Source organism: Enterobacter sp. Sphag1F (genome assembly GCF_014193275.1).
Classification (GTDB): Bacteria; Pseudomonadota; Gammaproteobacteria; order Enterobacterales; family Enterobacteriaceae; genus Pantoea; species Pantoea symbiotica.
In genome coordinates this window covers 77,251-92,607 of sequence record NZ_JACHZD010000001.1, presented here as the reverse complement: position 1 = coordinate 92,607, position 15,357 = coordinate 77,251, and the positions used below count along the sequence as shown (strand labels likewise).

At 55.3% G+C, this 15,357-nt stretch carries 13 protein-coding genes; 7 read left to right on the top strand and 6 right to left on the bottom strand.

Features of this window, described 5'->3' with window-relative positions:
• Positions 1–113: 113 nt before the first annotated feature.
• Positions 114–1,781: a methyl-accepting chemotaxis protein gene (locus FHW71_RS00410; RefSeq protein ID WP_179450761.1), complete on the top strand. Its 1,668-nt coding sequence runs from the start codon at positions 114–116 to the stop codon at positions 1,779–1,781.
• Here the strand turns inward: FHW71_RS00410 and FHW71_RS00405 are convergent.
• Positions 1,778–2,620 carry a LysR substrate-binding domain-containing protein gene (locus tag FHW71_RS00405; RefSeq protein ID WP_179450763.1) on the bottom strand — a complete coding sequence of 281 codons (843 nt, stop codon included), beginning with the start codon at positions 2,618–2,620 and terminating at the stop codon, positions 1,778–1,780. The genes FHW71_RS00410 and FHW71_RS00405 overlap by 4 nt on opposite strands.
• A gap of 126 nt (positions 2,621–2,746) precedes the next feature.
• On the opposite strand from FHW71_RS00405, the gene FHW71_RS00400 reads away from it, so the two are divergent.
• On the top strand, positions 2,747–3,913 hold the full coding sequence (locus FHW71_RS00400; RefSeq protein WP_179450765.1) for a methionine aminotransferase: 1,167 nt from the start codon (positions 2,747–2,749) through the stop codon (positions 3,911–3,913).
• Between the two features lie 16 nt (positions 3,914–3,929).
• Complete coding sequence (locus FHW71_RS00395) at positions 3,930–4,709, top strand: transporter substrate-binding domain-containing protein (RefSeq protein WP_179450767.1); 780 nt, start codon at positions 3,930–3,932, stop codon at positions 4,707–4,709.
• A 403-nt stretch (positions 4,710–5,112) separates the two neighbouring features.
• On the opposite strand, the gene pepT is transcribed toward FHW71_RS00395, so the two are convergent.
• The gene (gene pepT / locus FHW71_RS00390) at positions 5,113–6,339 is read right to left on the bottom strand and encodes a peptidase T (RefSeq protein ID WP_154156221.1); all 1,227 of its coding nucleotides are present in this window, start codon (positions 6,337–6,339) and stop codon (positions 5,113–5,115) included.
• 126 nt (positions 6,340–6,465) lie between these two features.
• On the opposite strand from pepT, the gene FHW71_RS00385 reads away from it, so the two are divergent.
• Complete coding sequence (locus FHW71_RS00385; RefSeq protein ID WP_179450901.1) at positions 6,466–8,061, top strand: ABC transporter substrate-binding protein; 1,596 nt, start codon at positions 6,466–6,468, stop codon at positions 8,059–8,061.
• A gap of 1 nt (position 8,062) precedes the next feature.
• On the opposite strand, the gene FHW71_RS00380 is transcribed toward FHW71_RS00385, so the two are convergent.
• Positions 8,063–8,989, bottom strand: coding sequence for a LysR family transcriptional regulator (locus FHW71_RS00380; RefSeq protein ID WP_179450770.1), 927 nt, complete (start codon positions 8,987–8,989; stop codon positions 8,063–8,065).
• A 148-nt stretch (positions 8,990–9,137) separates the two neighbouring features.
• Here FHW71_RS00380 and FHW71_RS00375 point away from each other — a divergent pair, with 148 nt between their 5' ends.
• Together FHW71_RS00375 and FHW71_RS00370 are read left to right on the top strand one after the other, a co-directional pair.
• Positions 9,138–10,559 carry a M20 family metallopeptidase gene (locus FHW71_RS00375; protein WP_179450774.1) on the top strand — a complete coding sequence of 474 codons (1,422 nt, stop codon included), beginning with the start codon at positions 9,138–9,140 and terminating at the stop codon, positions 10,557–10,559.
• A complete protein-coding gene (locus tag FHW71_RS00370; RefSeq protein ID WP_179450777.1) occupies positions 10,556–11,830 on the top strand; it encodes an MFS transporter in 1,275 nt (424 codons plus the stop codon). The genes FHW71_RS00375 and FHW71_RS00370 overlap by 4 nt, the downstream gene beginning before the upstream one ends.
• Before the next feature lie 41 nt (positions 11,831–11,871).
• On the opposite strand, the gene aldA is transcribed toward FHW71_RS00370, so the two are convergent.
• The 3 genes from aldA to FHW71_RS00355 form a co-directional block, all read right to left on the bottom strand.
• The gene (aldA, locus tag FHW71_RS00365; RefSeq protein ID WP_179450780.1) at positions 11,872–13,308 is read right to left on the bottom strand and encodes an aldehyde dehydrogenase; all 1,437 of its coding nucleotides are present in this window, start codon (positions 13,306–13,308) and stop codon (positions 11,872–11,874) included.
• A 202-nt stretch (positions 13,309–13,510) separates the two neighbouring features.
• Positions 13,511–13,609, bottom strand: coding sequence for a YoaK family small membrane protein (locus FHW71_RS00360; protein ID WP_008108862.1), 99 nt, complete (start codon positions 13,607–13,609; stop codon positions 13,511–13,513).
• A 14-nt stretch (positions 13,610–13,623) separates the two neighbouring features.
• The gene (locus FHW71_RS00355; RefSeq protein ID WP_008108864.1) at positions 13,624–13,947 is read right to left on the bottom strand and encodes a hypothetical protein; all 324 of its coding nucleotides are present in this window, start codon (positions 13,945–13,947) and stop codon (positions 13,624–13,626) included.
• Positions 13,948–14,313: 366 nt separating this feature from the next.
• Here FHW71_RS00355 and rhaT point away from each other — a divergent pair, with 366 nt between their 5' ends.
• Positions 14,314–15,348: an L-rhamnose/proton symporter RhaT gene (rhaT, locus tag FHW71_RS00350; RefSeq protein WP_179450782.1), complete on the top strand. Its 1,035-nt coding sequence runs from the start codon at positions 14,314–14,316 to the stop codon at positions 15,346–15,348.
• The last annotated feature ends 9 nt before the right edge of the window (positions 15,349–15,357 follow it).

Below are 15,357 nucleotides of genomic sequence, written 5' to 3'. Positions count from 1 at the left end.
GTAAGCAATTAATTAGCTTTCAAAACCGTTACATTTTCCCCATCCGATGCCGATAAACGCAATATGCCCGATTTTATCGGGCCTCCTTCGCGTTTCACACCACGGGATTATGTATGGGTATCTTAAAAAATTTCACCATCCGCGCCGTATTGCTCACCATTCTTGGGCTGTTTTGCCTGCTGTGGTGTGCCGTTGGGCTGTTTAGCGTCCACTCACTGAATGCCCTCGGCGAGGGCAACGAGATTGACCGCCAACTGGTCAATCAAATGACGGTTTTGAGCAAAGGAAACGATCAATATTTTCGTGTGGTTACGCGTTTGTCGCGTGTGATGGAAGGCCGTGCTTCAGGCAATGCAGTCAGTGCTGATGCGTTCGCGCCGGTACAGCAAGCGCTCGACAATATGAAAGATCTGCTGGCGCAGTTTAAAACCATGGCGCCGGGTCCAATGGACGCGGAGACCGCCAATAGCGTTATCGCCAACTGGCAAAAACTGCTGGATGAAGGTATCGCCCCACAGGTTTCGCTGGCGCAGCAAGGCACGATTGAAGCCTATCGCGCGCAAGCCAATAATGTCACGCCGCCGCTCAGTCGTGCATTTGGTGCCAGCGCTGAAGCCTTCAATAAAGCCGCAGGCAGCAAGCTGGATGAAACACGTGTAACAGTCGATAAGCTCACCAGCATCACCAAAGTGATCATTCTGGTGGCGGTGGTAATTGGTTTGTTCATCCTACTGTTTACCGATCGCTATTTGGTGGCGATGCTGGTGAAACCGCTGGAACGCATCCGCAACCATTTCTCTATTATTGCGCAGGGCGATCTCAGTCAGCCGGTGGAAGATTTTGGCCGTAACTGCGTCGGCAAGCTGGTGCCGCTGCTGCGTGCCATGCAGGATAGCCTGCGCGAAGCAGTAAGCGCGATTCGCAGTGGAACTGAAAACATCTATCGCGGTGCGGCGGAGATCTCCTCCGGCAACAACGATCTCTCTTCGCGCACCGAAGAGCAGGCGGCCGCGCTGGAGCAAACGGCGGCCAGCATGGAGCAGTTAACCGCCACCGTGAAGTTCAACGCCGACAACGCGCGTCAGGCCAGTTCGCTGGCAGAAACTGCCACCGGCACCGCGCAGCAGGGCGGCAAGTTGGTGGGCGAAGTGGTCACCACCATGCAAGGCATCTCCGGCAGCTCGAAGAAGATCGCGGAAATCACCAGCGTGATTAATAGCATCGCCTTCCAGACCAACATCCTGGCGCTGAACGCTGCGGTGGAAGCCGCACGCGCCGGTGAACAGGGCCGAGGTTTTGCCGTGGTGGCCAGCGAGGTACGCAATCTGGCACAGCGCAGCGCCGGTGCGGCGAAAGAGATCGCCACACTAATTGAAGATTCCGTGCAGCGCGTGGAAAAAGGTTCGGAGCTGGTGAGCAGCGCGGGCAGCACCATGCACGACATTCTTAAATCGGTGCAGGATGTGAATGAGATCATGAAGCACATCGCCGCAGCGTCGGAAGAGCAGAGCAAAGGCATTTCGCAGGTCGGCACCGCCGTCACCGAAATGGACAGCGTAACCCAGCAGAACGCCTCGCTGGTTGAAGAGGTTTCTGCCGCCGCCAGCGCGCTGGAGCGTCAAACGCAGGAGCTGCAAGCTTCGGTGGCGAAATTCCGTCTGTCGGACAGCGCGCCGGTGAACAAGGCCGTGGTTTCGACAACCGCGCTACGTCGTCCGGTATTGTCAGGCGCCGGTCTCGCGCAGCCGAAACCAGCCTCTGACGAATGGGTCTCTTTCTAAACCTCAGATAACCACGCCACCAGTTCCGGCAGGAACGGTGGCGCATCTTTTTCCGCCCGTTGTAACAGGCTGTAGCTTGCGCCAGTCCCCACACTCTCGGCAAACGGCGCAATCAATCGCCCATTTAACACATCGTTCTGCACCAAGGTGACGTCCGCCACCGTGACGCCAAATCCCTGAATCGCGGCGCTGATCGCCAGATCCATGGTGGCGAAATGCTGATTGCGCGCCATCGGCAATGCGGCATCGAGCCCGGCCAGCCACAGCTGCCAGTCGCGTGAATCCGGTGTCGGATGCAAAAAAGTAAACTTCGCCAGTTCATCAATCTGGCTGGGCGGCGTGACGCTGCTGGCCATCACCGGCGTTAAACGCTCCTCAAACAGGCAAATCGATCCGGCTGGCGTTGGGCCAAACACAATCGCCGCGTCAAAATTATCCAGCTGCGATCCATGATCGAGCGTTGTGGTTAACGCCACGTGAATATCCGGACGCTGTTGTTCCAGCGCCACCAGACGCGGCACCAGCCAGCGCATGGCGCAGGTGGGCGCTTTCAGGCGAATGGCGGCGTTGCTGCGGCTAGCTTTTTCTGTGGCATTCACCAGCATGGCAAAACCTTGCTGCAGTTCCGGCAGCAGCGCGGCACCTTGTTCGGTGAGATGCAGGCCACGGGCGTGACGGGTAAACAGCGCGAATCCCAGCCAGCTTTCTAGCGTGGCGATTTTACGGCTCACTGCGCCTTGGGTGATGCACAGTTCGCTGGCGGCTCGCGTCAGGTTGAGATGGCGCGCGGTCACCAGAAACGCGTGAATGGCATTGAGCGGCAGAGCAGAGCGGGACATAACAACCTCAAGCTATGATTTTTAATCATGGCTATTATGACAACAATTCGCTTGTCGACTCAAGCCGCACGCCGTTGAATAGAAATCTACTTTCGATACGTGGTTATGCAACCTCACGAGGCACCGATGACCCTGAATAGCAGTGTTAACATCTCTTCCAAACAGCCCGATGTCGGCACGACGATTTTTAGCGTCATCGGCCAGCTGTCGGCGCAACACAAAGCCATCAACCTGTCGCAGGGCGCACCGAACTTCCCATGCGATCCGCACCTGGTTGAGCTGGTGAGTAAGGCGATGCGCGACGGCCATAACCAATACGCCTCAATGACCGGCCTGCCGTCACTGCGTGAAGCGCTGGCGGAGAAAGTGCACACGCTGTATGGCCAGCAATATGATGCCGGCAGCGAAGTGCTGATCACCGGCAGCGCCAGCCAGGGCATTTACATGGCGATTTCCGCGCTGGTGCATGCGGGCGATGAAGTGATCTTCTTCGAACCGGCTTTTGACAGCTACGCGCCGGTGGTGCGTCTGCAAGGCGCTACGCCAATTGGCCTGAAGTTGCAGGTGCCTGATTTCGCTATCAACTGGGACGAACTGCGCGCCACTATTACGCCGTGCACCCGCATGATCATCATCAATACGCCGCACAATCCCAGCGCGCAGGTGCTGTCAGCGGCGGATCTGGATCAGTTAGCCGCGTTGACGCGCAACACCGATATCGTGGTGCTGTCTGACGAAGTCTACGAACATATTCTGTTTGATGGCCGTAAGCACTGCGGCATGGCAACGCATCCTGAGCTGGCGCAGCGCAGCGTGGTGGTTTCATCCTTCGGCAAAACCTTCCACGTAACCGGCTGGCGCGTGGGTTATGCGCTGGCACCGGCAGCGCTGATGGAAGAGATTGTCAAAGTGCATCAGTTCATGATGTACGCCGCCGATACGCCGATGCAGGTCGGATTTGCTCACTATCTGCAAAATCCGCAAAACTATCTGCAGCTGTCACCGTTCTATCAGGAGAAACGCGATCGCCTGCTGACGTTGATGCAGGATTCGCCATTTAAGCTGCTACCGAGCGCCGGTTCGTTCTTTATGTTGGCCAGCTACGGACATTTCAGTGACGAAAGTGATAGCGAAATGGTAAAACGTCTCATCGTCGATCACGGTGTGGCCACCATTCCGTTGTCGGCGTTTTATATGGACGGCACTGACAATAAATTAATTCGCCTATCATTCGCAAAAGACGACGCAACACTTCAGGCCGGTGCAGAAGCGCTCTGCCAGGTCAAAGGGTAACTTAGGGGTAAATATAATGAAAAAATTGAACGCACTGTTTGTCGCTCTGGGCATGCTGACCTCGGCGCACGCGCTGGCGCAGGAAACCTTACGCTATGGTCTGGAATCGCAGTATCCGCCATTTGAGAGCCGCAACGCGCAGGGCGAACTGGAAGGTTTCGATATCGAACTGGGTAAAGCGATTTGCCAGGTAGGTAACTTCGACTGTAAATGGGTGGAAAGCAGCTTCGATTCGCTGATTCCGGCTCTGCAGGCGAAAAAATTTGATGCCATCAACTCCGCGATGAACATCACCGAAGCGCGTGCGAAAAGCATCGACTTCACTAAGCCGATCTACCGCATTCCAACCATGCTGATCGTGAAAGAGGGCGAGAAGCTGCTGCCAACCGCCGAATCACTGAAAGGCAAAAACATCGGTGTGCTGCAGGGTTCGATTCAGGAAACCTATGCCAAGAAACACTGGGAAGCGCAGGGCGTTACAGTGACTTCTTATCAGGATCAGAACCAGGTTTACAACGACATGGTTGCGGGTCGTCTTGATGGCACGCTGGTGATGTCTGCGGCGGGTCAATCAGGCTTCCTCGAAAAGCCGCAGGGTAAAGGTTTCGCCTTTGTCGGCAAGCCGGTGGAAGATGACACCATTCTCGGTACCGGTATTGGTTTTGGCCTGCGTAAAGGCGATGCCAAACTGAAACAAGAGCTGGATGCGGCAATCACCAAAGTGCAAACCGATGGCACCGTTACCAAGCTGGCAGCGAAGTTCTTCCCTGGGATTGATGTTTCAGCTAGCAAATAACGTAAAACAGGTCGCGTAATGCTTGCCGGTTTAACCAACGGTGTTTGCGCAGGCCGGGGATGAAGCTTCAGTGCGTTTTGTTGAAAGGGGCACATTTTCCAAAGGCGCTGGCACGTCTGCTGTGGCAAAACGGCTATTCGCAGCGCTGAGGCTTTTACGTTGGGCCAGGAGCCTCACGCATGGATGCGTGAGGCAGTTCGGGGCCGGCCAGGACGGCCGATCCGCGAACGGTCCGTTGGCACGACGCGGAAGCCGAAGGCACCGCGCTAGCGGCGCGAGGACGGCCCGTGACGCAGCAGATGTGTCAGGGCCCGCACGAATAGCAATCCTAAAGAAAAATGCAATCAGGTCGCCATGAATGGCGACCCTACGGGTGGATTGAGGTGGTCGCGAGCTTTCTGCATTATTTCGCGGCTAAATAACACAGCGCTTCTGCCACCTGATACGACTTCACAAACGAGGGAACCGGTAAAAATTCAAAGCGCGAATGGAAATTGTGCGCGCCGGTGAAGAAGTTCGGCGTCAGTAATCCTTTCGCTGACAGCGCTGCGCCGTCGGTGCCGCCGCGCATCGGGATCACTTTCGGCTCCACGCCCACCTGCTGCAGCGCGGCAAAAATCAAATCAATCGCGCGACGATCCTCACCAATCGCATTACTGATATTGCTGTAAGTATCGTTAATCGTCAGCGCCACATGGCCGGTGGGATAACGCGCGGCGATTTCATCGGCCACTTCCACTAATTGCTGTTTCTTCGCGTCAAAACCCTGCAAATCGAAATCACGAATTGAGGCTTTCAAAACCGCGCGACTGGCGTTGGCATTCATATCGTTAAACCAGATATAACCTTCGCGGCCTTCGGTATGTTCGGGGGTTTTTAAGCGATCAAAGCGCGAGATGAAGTCATGCGCCATCAGCAGCGGATTGACCAACACGCCTTTGCCCGACATCGGATGCGCTGGTACGCCGGTAAACACCAACTCCGCTGCAGCAGCATTGAAGTTTTCATACACCACTTCACCCAATTCGCAGCAGTCGATAGTCCAGGCGAAATCGACGTTAAAGCGCTGCTCCAGATCGAGCGCTTTAGCGCCGCGCAGGCCAATCTCTTCATCGGGCACAAACGCCACCACAATATCACCGTGATCGCCGCGCAGGTTCTCCAGCAACGTCATCACCACCGTTACGGCGGCTTTGTTGTCGGCGCCCAGCACGCTGGTACCGTCGCTGAAGATAATCTCCTGACCAAGATAGGGTTTGATCTCTGGATGTTCCGCCACGCGCAGCCAGATGTCCTGCGTGCTGTTAAGGCACAAATCTTCGCCGGTGAACGTGAGCGTTTGCGGATGGATGTCCGGTGAGAGGCCAACATCCACGGTATCGATATGGGTGATAAAACCGATACGCGGCGCATCTGGACGATTGCCAGGTTTCACCGCCGTGACCGTAGCGTGCTGGTCAATCACAATATCCTGCAATCCCAGTTCGCCCAGCTCCTTTGCCAGTAACTCTGCCATCGCATGTTGGGACGGCGTACTCGGCAGCGTGGTTGATTTGGCATCGCTCTGGCTGGAAACCGCCAGATAACGGTAGAAACGCTGGGTCAATTGGCTGGCAAGTTGGTCTGTCATCACAATTCCTTATTAGCATTGCGGCGTCTGTAGTACGCGTGCTGGTTAAATCATGTTATTTATTAATCAGATGAACATTAAATAACGAAGCAGACTCATGGAAGTCAATAAAAAGCGAGGATCATGATGAAAAAAATGATGGCAAATCTCACTCTCACGGCAATCGGCTTGGCGGTCGCGGGCGGGGTTTCGGCAAAAACGCTGGTTTACTGTTCTGAAGGATCGCCAGAGAACTTCAACCCGCAGTTGTACACCTCGGGAACCAGCGTCGATGCCAGCGCAGTGCCGATTTTTAACCGCCTGGTGGACTTCACGCCCGGCACCACCGAACTGGTGCCCAGCCTCGCCGAGAGCTGGGATATCAGCTCAGATGGTAAGGTCTACACCTTCCATCTGCGCAAAGGGGTGAAATTCCAGAGCAACAAACTGTTTAAGCCATCGCGCGATTTCAACGCCGATGACGTGATCTTCTCGTTTATGCGCCAGATGGACCCCAAAAACCCGTACCACAATGTCTCCGGCGGTAACTACGCCAACTTCGAAAGCCTTGAGCTGGCCAAGCTGATCACCAGCATTGAGAAGGTCGATGACAATACCGTGCGCATCACTTTAGCTCACGCTGAAGCGCCATTCCTCGCCGATTTGGCGTGGTATTTTGCCTCGATCCATTCGGCTGAATACGCCGATCAGATGCTAAAAGCCGGCACGCCAGAAAAGGTCGATATGGAGCCGATTGGCACCGGACCGTTTGAGCTGGTGCAGTATCAAAAAGATTCGCGCATCCTCTACAAAGCCTTCCCGGAATACTGGCAGGGCAAGGCGAAACTCGATCGCATTGTCTTCTCCATCACGCCGGACGCCTCGGTGCGTTACGCTAAGCTGGAGAAAAACGAATGCCAGATTATGCCGTTCCCCAATCCGGCCGATCTGGAGAAGATGCGCACCAATCCCGATTTAACGCTGCAACAGAAATCGGGCCTGAATACCGGTTTCCTGTCGTTCAACACCACCAAAGCGCCGCTGGATAACGTGAAGGTGCGTCAGGCGCTGGCGATGGCGATCAACAAGCAGGCAATCATCGATGCCATTTTTAAGGGCACCGGCACGGTGGCGAAAAATATCCTGCCACCGGACGTGTGGAGTGCGGATAAAGATCTGAAGGATTACGACTACGATCCGCAGAAAGCCAAAGCGCTGCTGCAGGAAGCGGGAATTAAGCCAGGCACCGAAATCGCCTTGTGGGCGATGCCAGTTCAGCGACCGTATAATCCGAACGCGCGACGTATGGCGGAGATGATTCAGGCGGACTGGGCCAAAGTGGGCATCAAAGCCAATATCGTCAGCTATGAGTGGGGCGAATATCTTAAGCGCGTGAAAGGCGGCGAGCATCAGGCGGCGCTGATGGGCTGGACCACCGCGACCGGCGATCCGGATAACTTCTTCGGTCCGCTCTACAGCTGCACCTCAGCGAACGGCGGCTCCAACTCATCGAAATGGTGTTATCAGCCGTTCGAGAAGATCATCACCGAAGCGCGTGCCGAGCAGAATCACGACAAACGCGTGGCGCTGTATCAGCAAGCGCAGCAGATCATGCATGACCAAATGCCCGCGGTGATGATTGCTCACTCAACCATCTTTGAGCCGGTACGCAAGTCGGTGAGCGGTTATCAGGTCGATCCGTTCGGTAAACACATCTTCTATCCGGTGGATATCAAGAACTGAGTTACGGCTTCCAGCGCTGGCGCAGCGGTTCTTCCAACGCGTCCAGCTGTTGCAGTAAAAAAGAGAGAAACACATTCAGGGCGGCACTGCGAGGTCGCCCTGATTGCGTCTGCAGCTGCAAAGTGCGCTGGCTCAGCTGATCGATGCCTACCGAGCGCAAAATCAAACCGTGCGTTTCAGCCTCCTGCAGCACGGTGAAGGCGCTGCAAATCGTCACCGCCTGCGGCGTACGCAGCAAAAATTGAAACAGCATCGAAAAGGTATCGCAGGTCATCACTGGCTCGACCAGGCTGCCATTCATGTGGCTGGCGAGTTCGAACAGTTGCCGCACGGTGGTGTTTTGCTGCGGCAAGGCCAGCGGATAGTGGCTGAGATCGGCGAGCGTGACCTGCGGCGCAGTCGCCAGCGGATGCGTTTGATGCATAACGATTAATACCGGTGCCGGCCACGAACCCATCACTTCGACACCGCGTTCAGCGTGCAGACTAAACTGCAGCGCTACGTCACACTCGCCGTTGCGCAGTGCTTCCGCCACGCCTTGGGTGCTGGCGACTTTCACATCAAACAGCACGCCCGGATTGTCATTGCGGAAATCCGCGATCAAACGGGGTAGCAGCGTAAACGCCAGCCCATCGGTGCAGGCCACGCGGATCAGCGTGCGGCGCACCGCTTTTAGCCCCTTAATCTCCGCCAGCGCGTACTCCATATCAAGCAGGTTCTTACGTACGTGATGCGCGAAAATCTCGCCCGCTTCATTCAACACCATGCCGCGCGCATGACGTGCAAACAGCGGCACGCCAACCTGATTCTCCAGTCGCTGAATTTGCCTGCTGATCGCCGACACCGCCACATACAGCTGCTCGCTGGCGGCGCTGAGCGAGCCGGTATTGGCGACGGCGAGAAAATAGCGGATTTCACTGCTTAACATGCGGGTGCCTCATGGTGGTGCATGCCTCGAAATCGGGCAGGCTAGCTTTGCCATAAAAGCAAATCTTACTCGATAAATTGATAATTGTGGCAAAGCAGCGTTTCCGCAAAGATGAATTAACGACAAAACAATAAAAGACAGGGCAAACATGACAGCACAACAGGCGGTTCAACAGGCCACCGCTTATTTTGACAGCGGGGAATTTCAACGTATTTTGGCGCGTCGTGTGGCGCAACGCACCGAAAGCCAGCGCGAGGATCGTGACAGCGAGCTACAGCGTTATTTGCAGGATGAGATCGGCCCGCAGCTGATTGCACTGGGCTTTACTTTGCACTTCATCGACAACCCGGAAGCCGCTAATCGACCGTTCCTCGTGGCGGTACGCATTGAAGATCCGCTGCTGCCAACCTTGCTCAGTTATGGTCACGGCGATGTGGTGTTTGGTGATGATGAAAACTGGCGCGACGGCTTATCGCCGTGGCAGATGGTTGAAGAGGGCGATCGCTGGTATGCGCGCGGCAGCGCCGATAACAAGGGCCAGCACTCTGTCAATCTGGCGGCGCTGGAGCAGGTGTATGCGTTGCGCGGTGGCAGCCTGGGCTTTAATTGCAAAATGCTGTTTGAGATGGGCGAAGAGATCAGCTCGCCGGGACTGGCACAGCTGTGCCAGCAGCATGGCGAATTGCTGCAAGCCGATCTGTTTATCGCCTCAGACGGCCCGCGCCTCAACGCGATTCGTCCCACGCTGTTCCTGGGCTCACGCGGCGCGGTTAACTTCCGTTTGACCGTCAACGCGCGTGACAACGCCTATCACTCCGGCAACTGGGGCGGATTGTTGAGCAATCCGGGTACGCAGTTGGCCAACGCCATCGCCTCGCTAGTCAACGCGCAGGGCGTGTTGCAGGTTGAGGCGCTGAAACCCAACTCTCTGACGCCGCAGGTGCGCGATATTCTCGGTGATATCGAAGTCGGCGGCATGCCGGGCGATCCCGACATTGACGTGAACTGGGGCGAGCCGGGACTGACGCCGACCGAACGCCTGTATGGCTGGAACACGCTGGAAGTGTTGTCATTCCTCACCGGCAATCCGGCACGTCCAATGAATGCCATTCCGGGCAGTGCTACGGCGGTTTGTCAGCTGCGTTTTGTGGTGGGCACCGATTGGGAGAACCTCGCCCAGCATGTGCGCGCCCATCTGCAGCAGCACGGTTTTGACTATGTGGACGTGGAGTTTATGCGCGGATCGCCCGCGACACGCCTTGATCCCACCGATCCGCTGGTCAATTGGGTGCTGACCAGCATGGCGGAAACCAGCGGTAAAAAACCAGCGCTGCTGCCTAACCTCGGCGGCTCGCTGCCCAATGAAGTGTTCTCTGACATTCTCGGTTTGCCCACCTTATGGGTGCCGCATTCGTATCCGGCCTGCGGCCAGCATGGCGTTAACGAGCATATGTTGAAATCGATTGCCCGCGAAGGTTTGCAGATTATGACGCGTCTGCTGTGGGACCTCGGTGAGCATGGAACAGAACTGGTGGCGCAGCATCGTGCGCACGTTGGAGGTGGCCAATGAGTACATTGAATACGGCGATGCCGTTGAGCGCGGCAAAACCCAATCTGCACAAAACGCTGTTCGCCACCTGTATCGGTAATGCGCTGGAGTGGTTTGATATCGCTGTGTACGGCTTTTTTGCCAGCTACATTGCGCATGCCTTCTTTCCTACCAGCGACCCGTCGGTCTCGATGTTGCTGACCTTTGGTAGTTTTGGCGTGTCATTCCTGATTCGTCCGCTCGGCGCGATTGTGCTGGGCAACTATGCCGATCGTCACGGTCGCAAAAAAGCGCTGCTGTTATCGATTAACCTGATGATGCTCGGCGGTGCGGTCATCACCTTTATGCCGAGCTACAGCAGCATTGGCCTGATGGCGCCGCTGTTGATTTTGCTGGCGCGTCTGGTGCAGGGTTTCTCTGCCGGCGGTGAATTTGGCAGCTCGACGGCGTTCCTGGTTGAGCATTTCCCGGAGCGTAAAGCCTTTATCGCCAGCTGGCAGTTCGCCACGCAGGGCGCCAGTACATTGATGGCATCAGCGTTTGGCCTTGGATTGACGCAGATTCTCACCGAAAGCCAGATTCAGGATTGGGGATGGCGCATTCCGTTCGCCTTCGGCCTGCTGATTGGTCCGCTGGGGATTTATATTCGACGTCATGTACATGAACCGGCGAGCTTTGCTGAGCATAAACCGGAAGCCGCACCGCTGAAAAGTCTGTTTGGTCGTCAGAAGGAGTTGATGCTGTTAGCAATCGGCCTGATGGTGATCTCGACTGCGGTGAACTACATGCTCAACTATGTGCCGACTTACGCCACTAAAAATCTGCACTTGTCAGGCAGCGTAGCGTTTACCGCCACCTTGTTGGCGGGCGTGATTCTGACGGTGGTCACGCCAATCATGGGGTTATGGGCAGAGCGCGTAGGGCGCGTGCCGCTGATGTGGGGATCGTTGATTCTGCTGATCGTTACCATCTATCCGGCATTTAAGCTGGTGGTTGATCACACCACGCCAACTACCTTGATTTTGCTGGTGTGCTGGATGGCGCTGCTGAAGTCGATCTACTTCTCTACGGTGCCATCGGTGATGGCGGATTTGTTCCCGATTGGTACGCGCGCCAGTGGCATGGCGATCAGCTATAACGTGGCGGTGACGGTGTTTGGTGGCTTTGCACCGCTGATTTGTACACTGCTGATTAGCGCGACGGGTACCAGCCTGGCGCCCGGCTATTATCTGATGGCGATGTCGGTGTTAAGCGGCCTGGCGCTGCTGCGCAGCCAGAAGCGGGTTTCTTAACGGTTTCAGGTGCGCAGGGATGCGCACCTGAACATGGATCATTACGAGAACTGCAAATACGCCACGTGTGTCTGCAAAAACTCTTCCAAACCGTGACGGCCATCGGCACCGCCAATGCCCGATTTACGCCAGCCCGCATGGAAACCTTGCATCGCCTCGAAATTCTCGCGGTTGATGTAGGTTTCGCCAAACTTCAACTTACGCAGGGCAACCATTGCAGTGTTGAGGTTCTGGGTGAAAATCGATGAAGTCAGACCGTATTCACAGTCATTCGCCAGCGCTACGGCTTCATCAAGAGTTTTAAAGGTCATCACTGGCAGCACCGGACCAAAAGTCTCTTGCTGCATGATCTCCATATCCTGGCGCACGCCCGTGATGATAGTTGGCTCAAAATAGAAGCCTTTGCTGCCTGCACGCTTGCCGCCCAGCACTACTTTGCCGCCATCCGCGACCGCGTTCGCCACTTTCTGCTCAACGCGCTCCAACGCGGCCGCCGTGATCAGCGGACCCATATCAATATCATTCTGCTCAGCCGGATTACCGAACTTCACCTGCTGCATGGCGGTGGTCAGGGCGCTGATAAAGCGGTCGTAAATGCCTTCCTGCACGTACACGCGCTCAGCACAGTTACAAACCTGTCCGGTATTGATCACACGGGAGCTGACGATTGCTTTGACCGCCAAATCGAGGTCAGCATCATCCATCACGATAGCCGGCGCTTTGCCGCCCAACTCAAGTGATACTTTGGTGACGTTTTTCGCCGCAGCTTCCATAGTGGCGATACCGGCGTTGACGCTTCCGGTCAAACTGACCAGACCGACTTTCGGGTTGCCTGCCAGCTCCTGACCAATCTCCGGGCCATAGCCGTAAACAAAGTTGATCACGCCTTTTGGCAGACCAATTTCATGGATGATTTGCGCAAAAATCGCCGCATTGTTAGGCGTCAGCTCACTGGGCTTGATAACAATGGTATTGCCGGTTACCAGCGCTGGCGCGGCTTTGCGTGCAATCAGGAAGAATGGGAAGTTCCACGGCAGAATGCCGGTGGTGACGCCAATCGCTTTCTTGAACACGAAGATGTTTTCGTTAGGACGATCGCTGTTAACGATCTCGCCATCATAACGACGTGCCCATTCGGCCATGTACTCAAGATAATCGGCGGTAAACAGCACTTCAGTTTGCGCCAGCCCCTGGGTTTTTCCGCCTTCGGCGACGATAGTGGCGGTGAGTTCCGGCTCACGCTGACGAATAGTGACGGCAATTTTGCGCAGCCAGTTGCCGCGTTCCACGGCAGGAAGTGCTTCCCAACCCGGCTGCGCCAATTCAGCAGCGTCGATGGCCTGCGCGGCATCGTGTTTGCTGCCTTCCGGGACGCGCGACAGCAACGCCTCGGTTGCCGGGTTAATCACTTCTATCCACTTGTCATTCTGATCGGCAACAAACGCGCCATTAATGTAATGTTGATGGTGTGTTGTCATGTGCAGGTTCTCCGCGATCGGTTTCGTTAAAGATTTGTGAAGTGCAGAGTGAAACAGATCGCGGTGTGGCACCTTTTTGTTATTGCCAATGCGACTTGAGGGATGGCAAAGAAGGGAAGAACAGCACGACAGACGCAGCATTCCTGGCGAAATGCTGCGCTTTCAGCGGCTTAGAGGCGATTCAACGTGTGTTAAATAAATGTCAGGAACCCGGCATCGCCGCGCCGCTGGCAATAAACCACGCCAAAAAACTGACGCCAGCAATGATGATGGCAATAGGGAAAAGCAGTCCGATTTTCATAGTCATCCCGAGAGTTAAGCGATCTGCACGATCGCGCGATGGGTTTTCATCATACTGAACAGCTGGAATTGCGTGGCGTCATCGACCTGACGAAGATGCTCACCTTTCTGATAATGAATCGCATGAATGTGACCCAGCTGGCGCCACACCACAATCACCGACGCCAGCAGGGCGCAATTCTCTTCGCTCTGCACGCAATCCAGCGTGGCGTAGTGCGTCTCATCTAATCCATTAATAAAGACGTTAAGCGCCTGCGCTGGCACGATGGCGCGGATGTCATCCAGCATCACGCGGCTCACTGATTGTGACAGCAGTAGCCGCAATCTTTTGGTATTCATCTCAATCCTTCGTCCTGATGATTTTCCCAACGTTATACGGATTAAACGCCTGCGGGGAAAGTCTGGTGCGCGGCTTTGTGTGACTGCCATGTTAACTGTTGCAGTGGCAGTGAATCAAAAACTGTGCTGATCGACACAGCACAATAGAAAAATATGCTGAATAATAAGCGACTTATAAAAAACACCTCGTGATCTACCTGCAAATGCGATTTTGTGATCCTTATGTTGACGACCCACCGAATTTTGCCAGCAACCTCCGCTTTCCGGCAGCCATCCAAAGGCTGACGAAAAGCTGCCCACCGTAGACTGCCGGTAATCGGGAGACCGCCGGTTTCCTGTTGGCCTCAACCTTACGAAGGAATAACAATGAACAGTGCCATCATTGCAGGTATTTTCTGGCATCTGGTGGGTGCCGCCAGTGCCGCCTGTTTTTATGCTCCATTTAAGCAGGTGAAAAAGTGGTCCTGGGAAACGATGTGGTCGGTGGGCGGCATTATGTCGTGGCTGATTCTTCCCTGGGCAGTCAGTGCGGTATTACTGCCGAACTTCTGGGCGTATTACGGCAGCTTTAGTTTCTCTCAACTGATGCCGGTGTTTCTGTTTGGTGCCATGTGGGGCATCGGAAACATCAACTACGGGTTGACCATGCGCTTCCTCGGTATGTCGATGGGCATCGGGATTGCCATCGGTATCACCTTAGTGGTGGGTACCTTAATGACGCCGCTGCTGCAGGGGCGTTTTGTTGAGTTATTCAACTCTACCGGTGGACGTATGACGCTGCTCGGCGTGTTTGTTGCGTTGATTGGTGTGGCGATTGTTTCACGTGCTGGTCTGTTAAAAGAGCGCGCGCTGGGCATCAACGCCGAAGAGTTCAATCTGAAGAAAGGGCTGATTCTGGCGGTGATGTGCGGCATCTTCTCCGCTGGCATGTCATTTGCGATGGATGCCGCCAAGCCGATGCATGAAGCCGCAGCCAATCTGGGTATCAATCCGTTGTATGTGGCGTTGCCAAGCTATGTGGTAATTATGGGCGGCGGTGCATTAGTCAATCTGGCTTATTGCTTCATCCGTCTGGCGGTAAAAACCGATCTCTCAGTACGCCGCGATTTCTCCGTCGCCAAACCGATGCTGCTGGCCAATATCGCGTTTGCGGTGCTGGGCGGCACCATGTGGTATCTGCAGTTCTTCTTCTACGCCTGGGGCCACGCCAAAATCCCAGCACAGTACGACTTTGTCAGCTGGATGCTGCATATGAGTCTCTACGTGCTGTGCGGTGGCTTGGTTGGTCTGGTGCTGAAAGAGTGGAAGTCAGCGGGTCAACGTCCGGTGCGCGTGCTGTCACTGGGTTGTGTGGTGATTATCATTGCCGCCAACATTGTAGGATTAGGATTAGCAAACTAATAAAAGGCC

Excerpts from the sequence above, each read along its gene's own strand:
- FHW71_RS00385 (WP_179450901.1), top strand. The coding sequence starts at position 6,466 with ATGAAAAAAATGATGGCAAATCTCACTCTCACGGCAATCGGCTTGGCG.
- rhaT (WP_179450782.1), top strand. The coding sequence starts at position 14,314 with ATGAACAGTGCCATCATTGCAGGTATTTTCTGGCATCTGGTGGGTGCC.
- aldA (WP_179450780.1), bottom strand. The coding sequence starts at position 13,308 with ATGACAACACACCATCAACATTACATTAATGGCGCGTTTGTTGCCGAT.
- FHW71_RS00370 (WP_179450777.1), top strand. The coding sequence starts at position 10,556 with ATGAGTACATTGAATACGGCGATGCCGTTGAGCGCGGCAAAACCCAAT.
- FHW71_RS00360 (WP_008108862.1), bottom strand. The coding sequence starts at position 13,609 with ATGAAAATCGGACTGCTTTTCCCTATTGCCATCATCATTGCTGGCGTC.
- pepT (WP_154156221.1), bottom strand. The coding sequence starts at position 6,339 with ATGACAGACCAACTTGCCAGCCAATTGACCCAGCGTTTCTACCGTTAT.
- FHW71_RS00400 (WP_179450765.1), top strand. The coding sequence starts at position 2,747 with ATGACCCTGAATAGCAGTGTTAACATCTCTTCCAAACAGCCCGATGTC.
- FHW71_RS00380 (WP_179450770.1), bottom strand. The coding sequence starts at position 8,989 with ATGTTAAGCAGTGAAATCCGCTATTTTCTCGCCGTCGCCAATACCGGC.
- FHW71_RS00405 (WP_179450763.1), bottom strand. The coding sequence starts at position 2,620 with ATGTCCCGCTCTGCTCTGCCGCTCAATGCCATTCACGCGTTTCTGGTG.
- FHW71_RS00395 (WP_179450767.1), top strand. The coding sequence starts at position 3,930 with ATGAAAAAATTGAACGCACTGTTTGTCGCTCTGGGCATGCTGACCTCG.
- FHW71_RS00410 (WP_179450761.1), top strand. The coding sequence starts at position 114 with ATGGGTATCTTAAAAAATTTCACCATCCGCGCCGTATTGCTCACCATT.
- FHW71_RS00375 (WP_179450774.1), top strand. The coding sequence starts at position 9,138 with ATGACAGCACAACAGGCGGTTCAACAGGCCACCGCTTATTTTGACAGC.
- FHW71_RS00355 (WP_008108864.1), bottom strand. The coding sequence starts at position 13,947 with ATGAATACCAAAAGATTGCGGCTACTGCTGTCACAATCAGTGAGCCGC.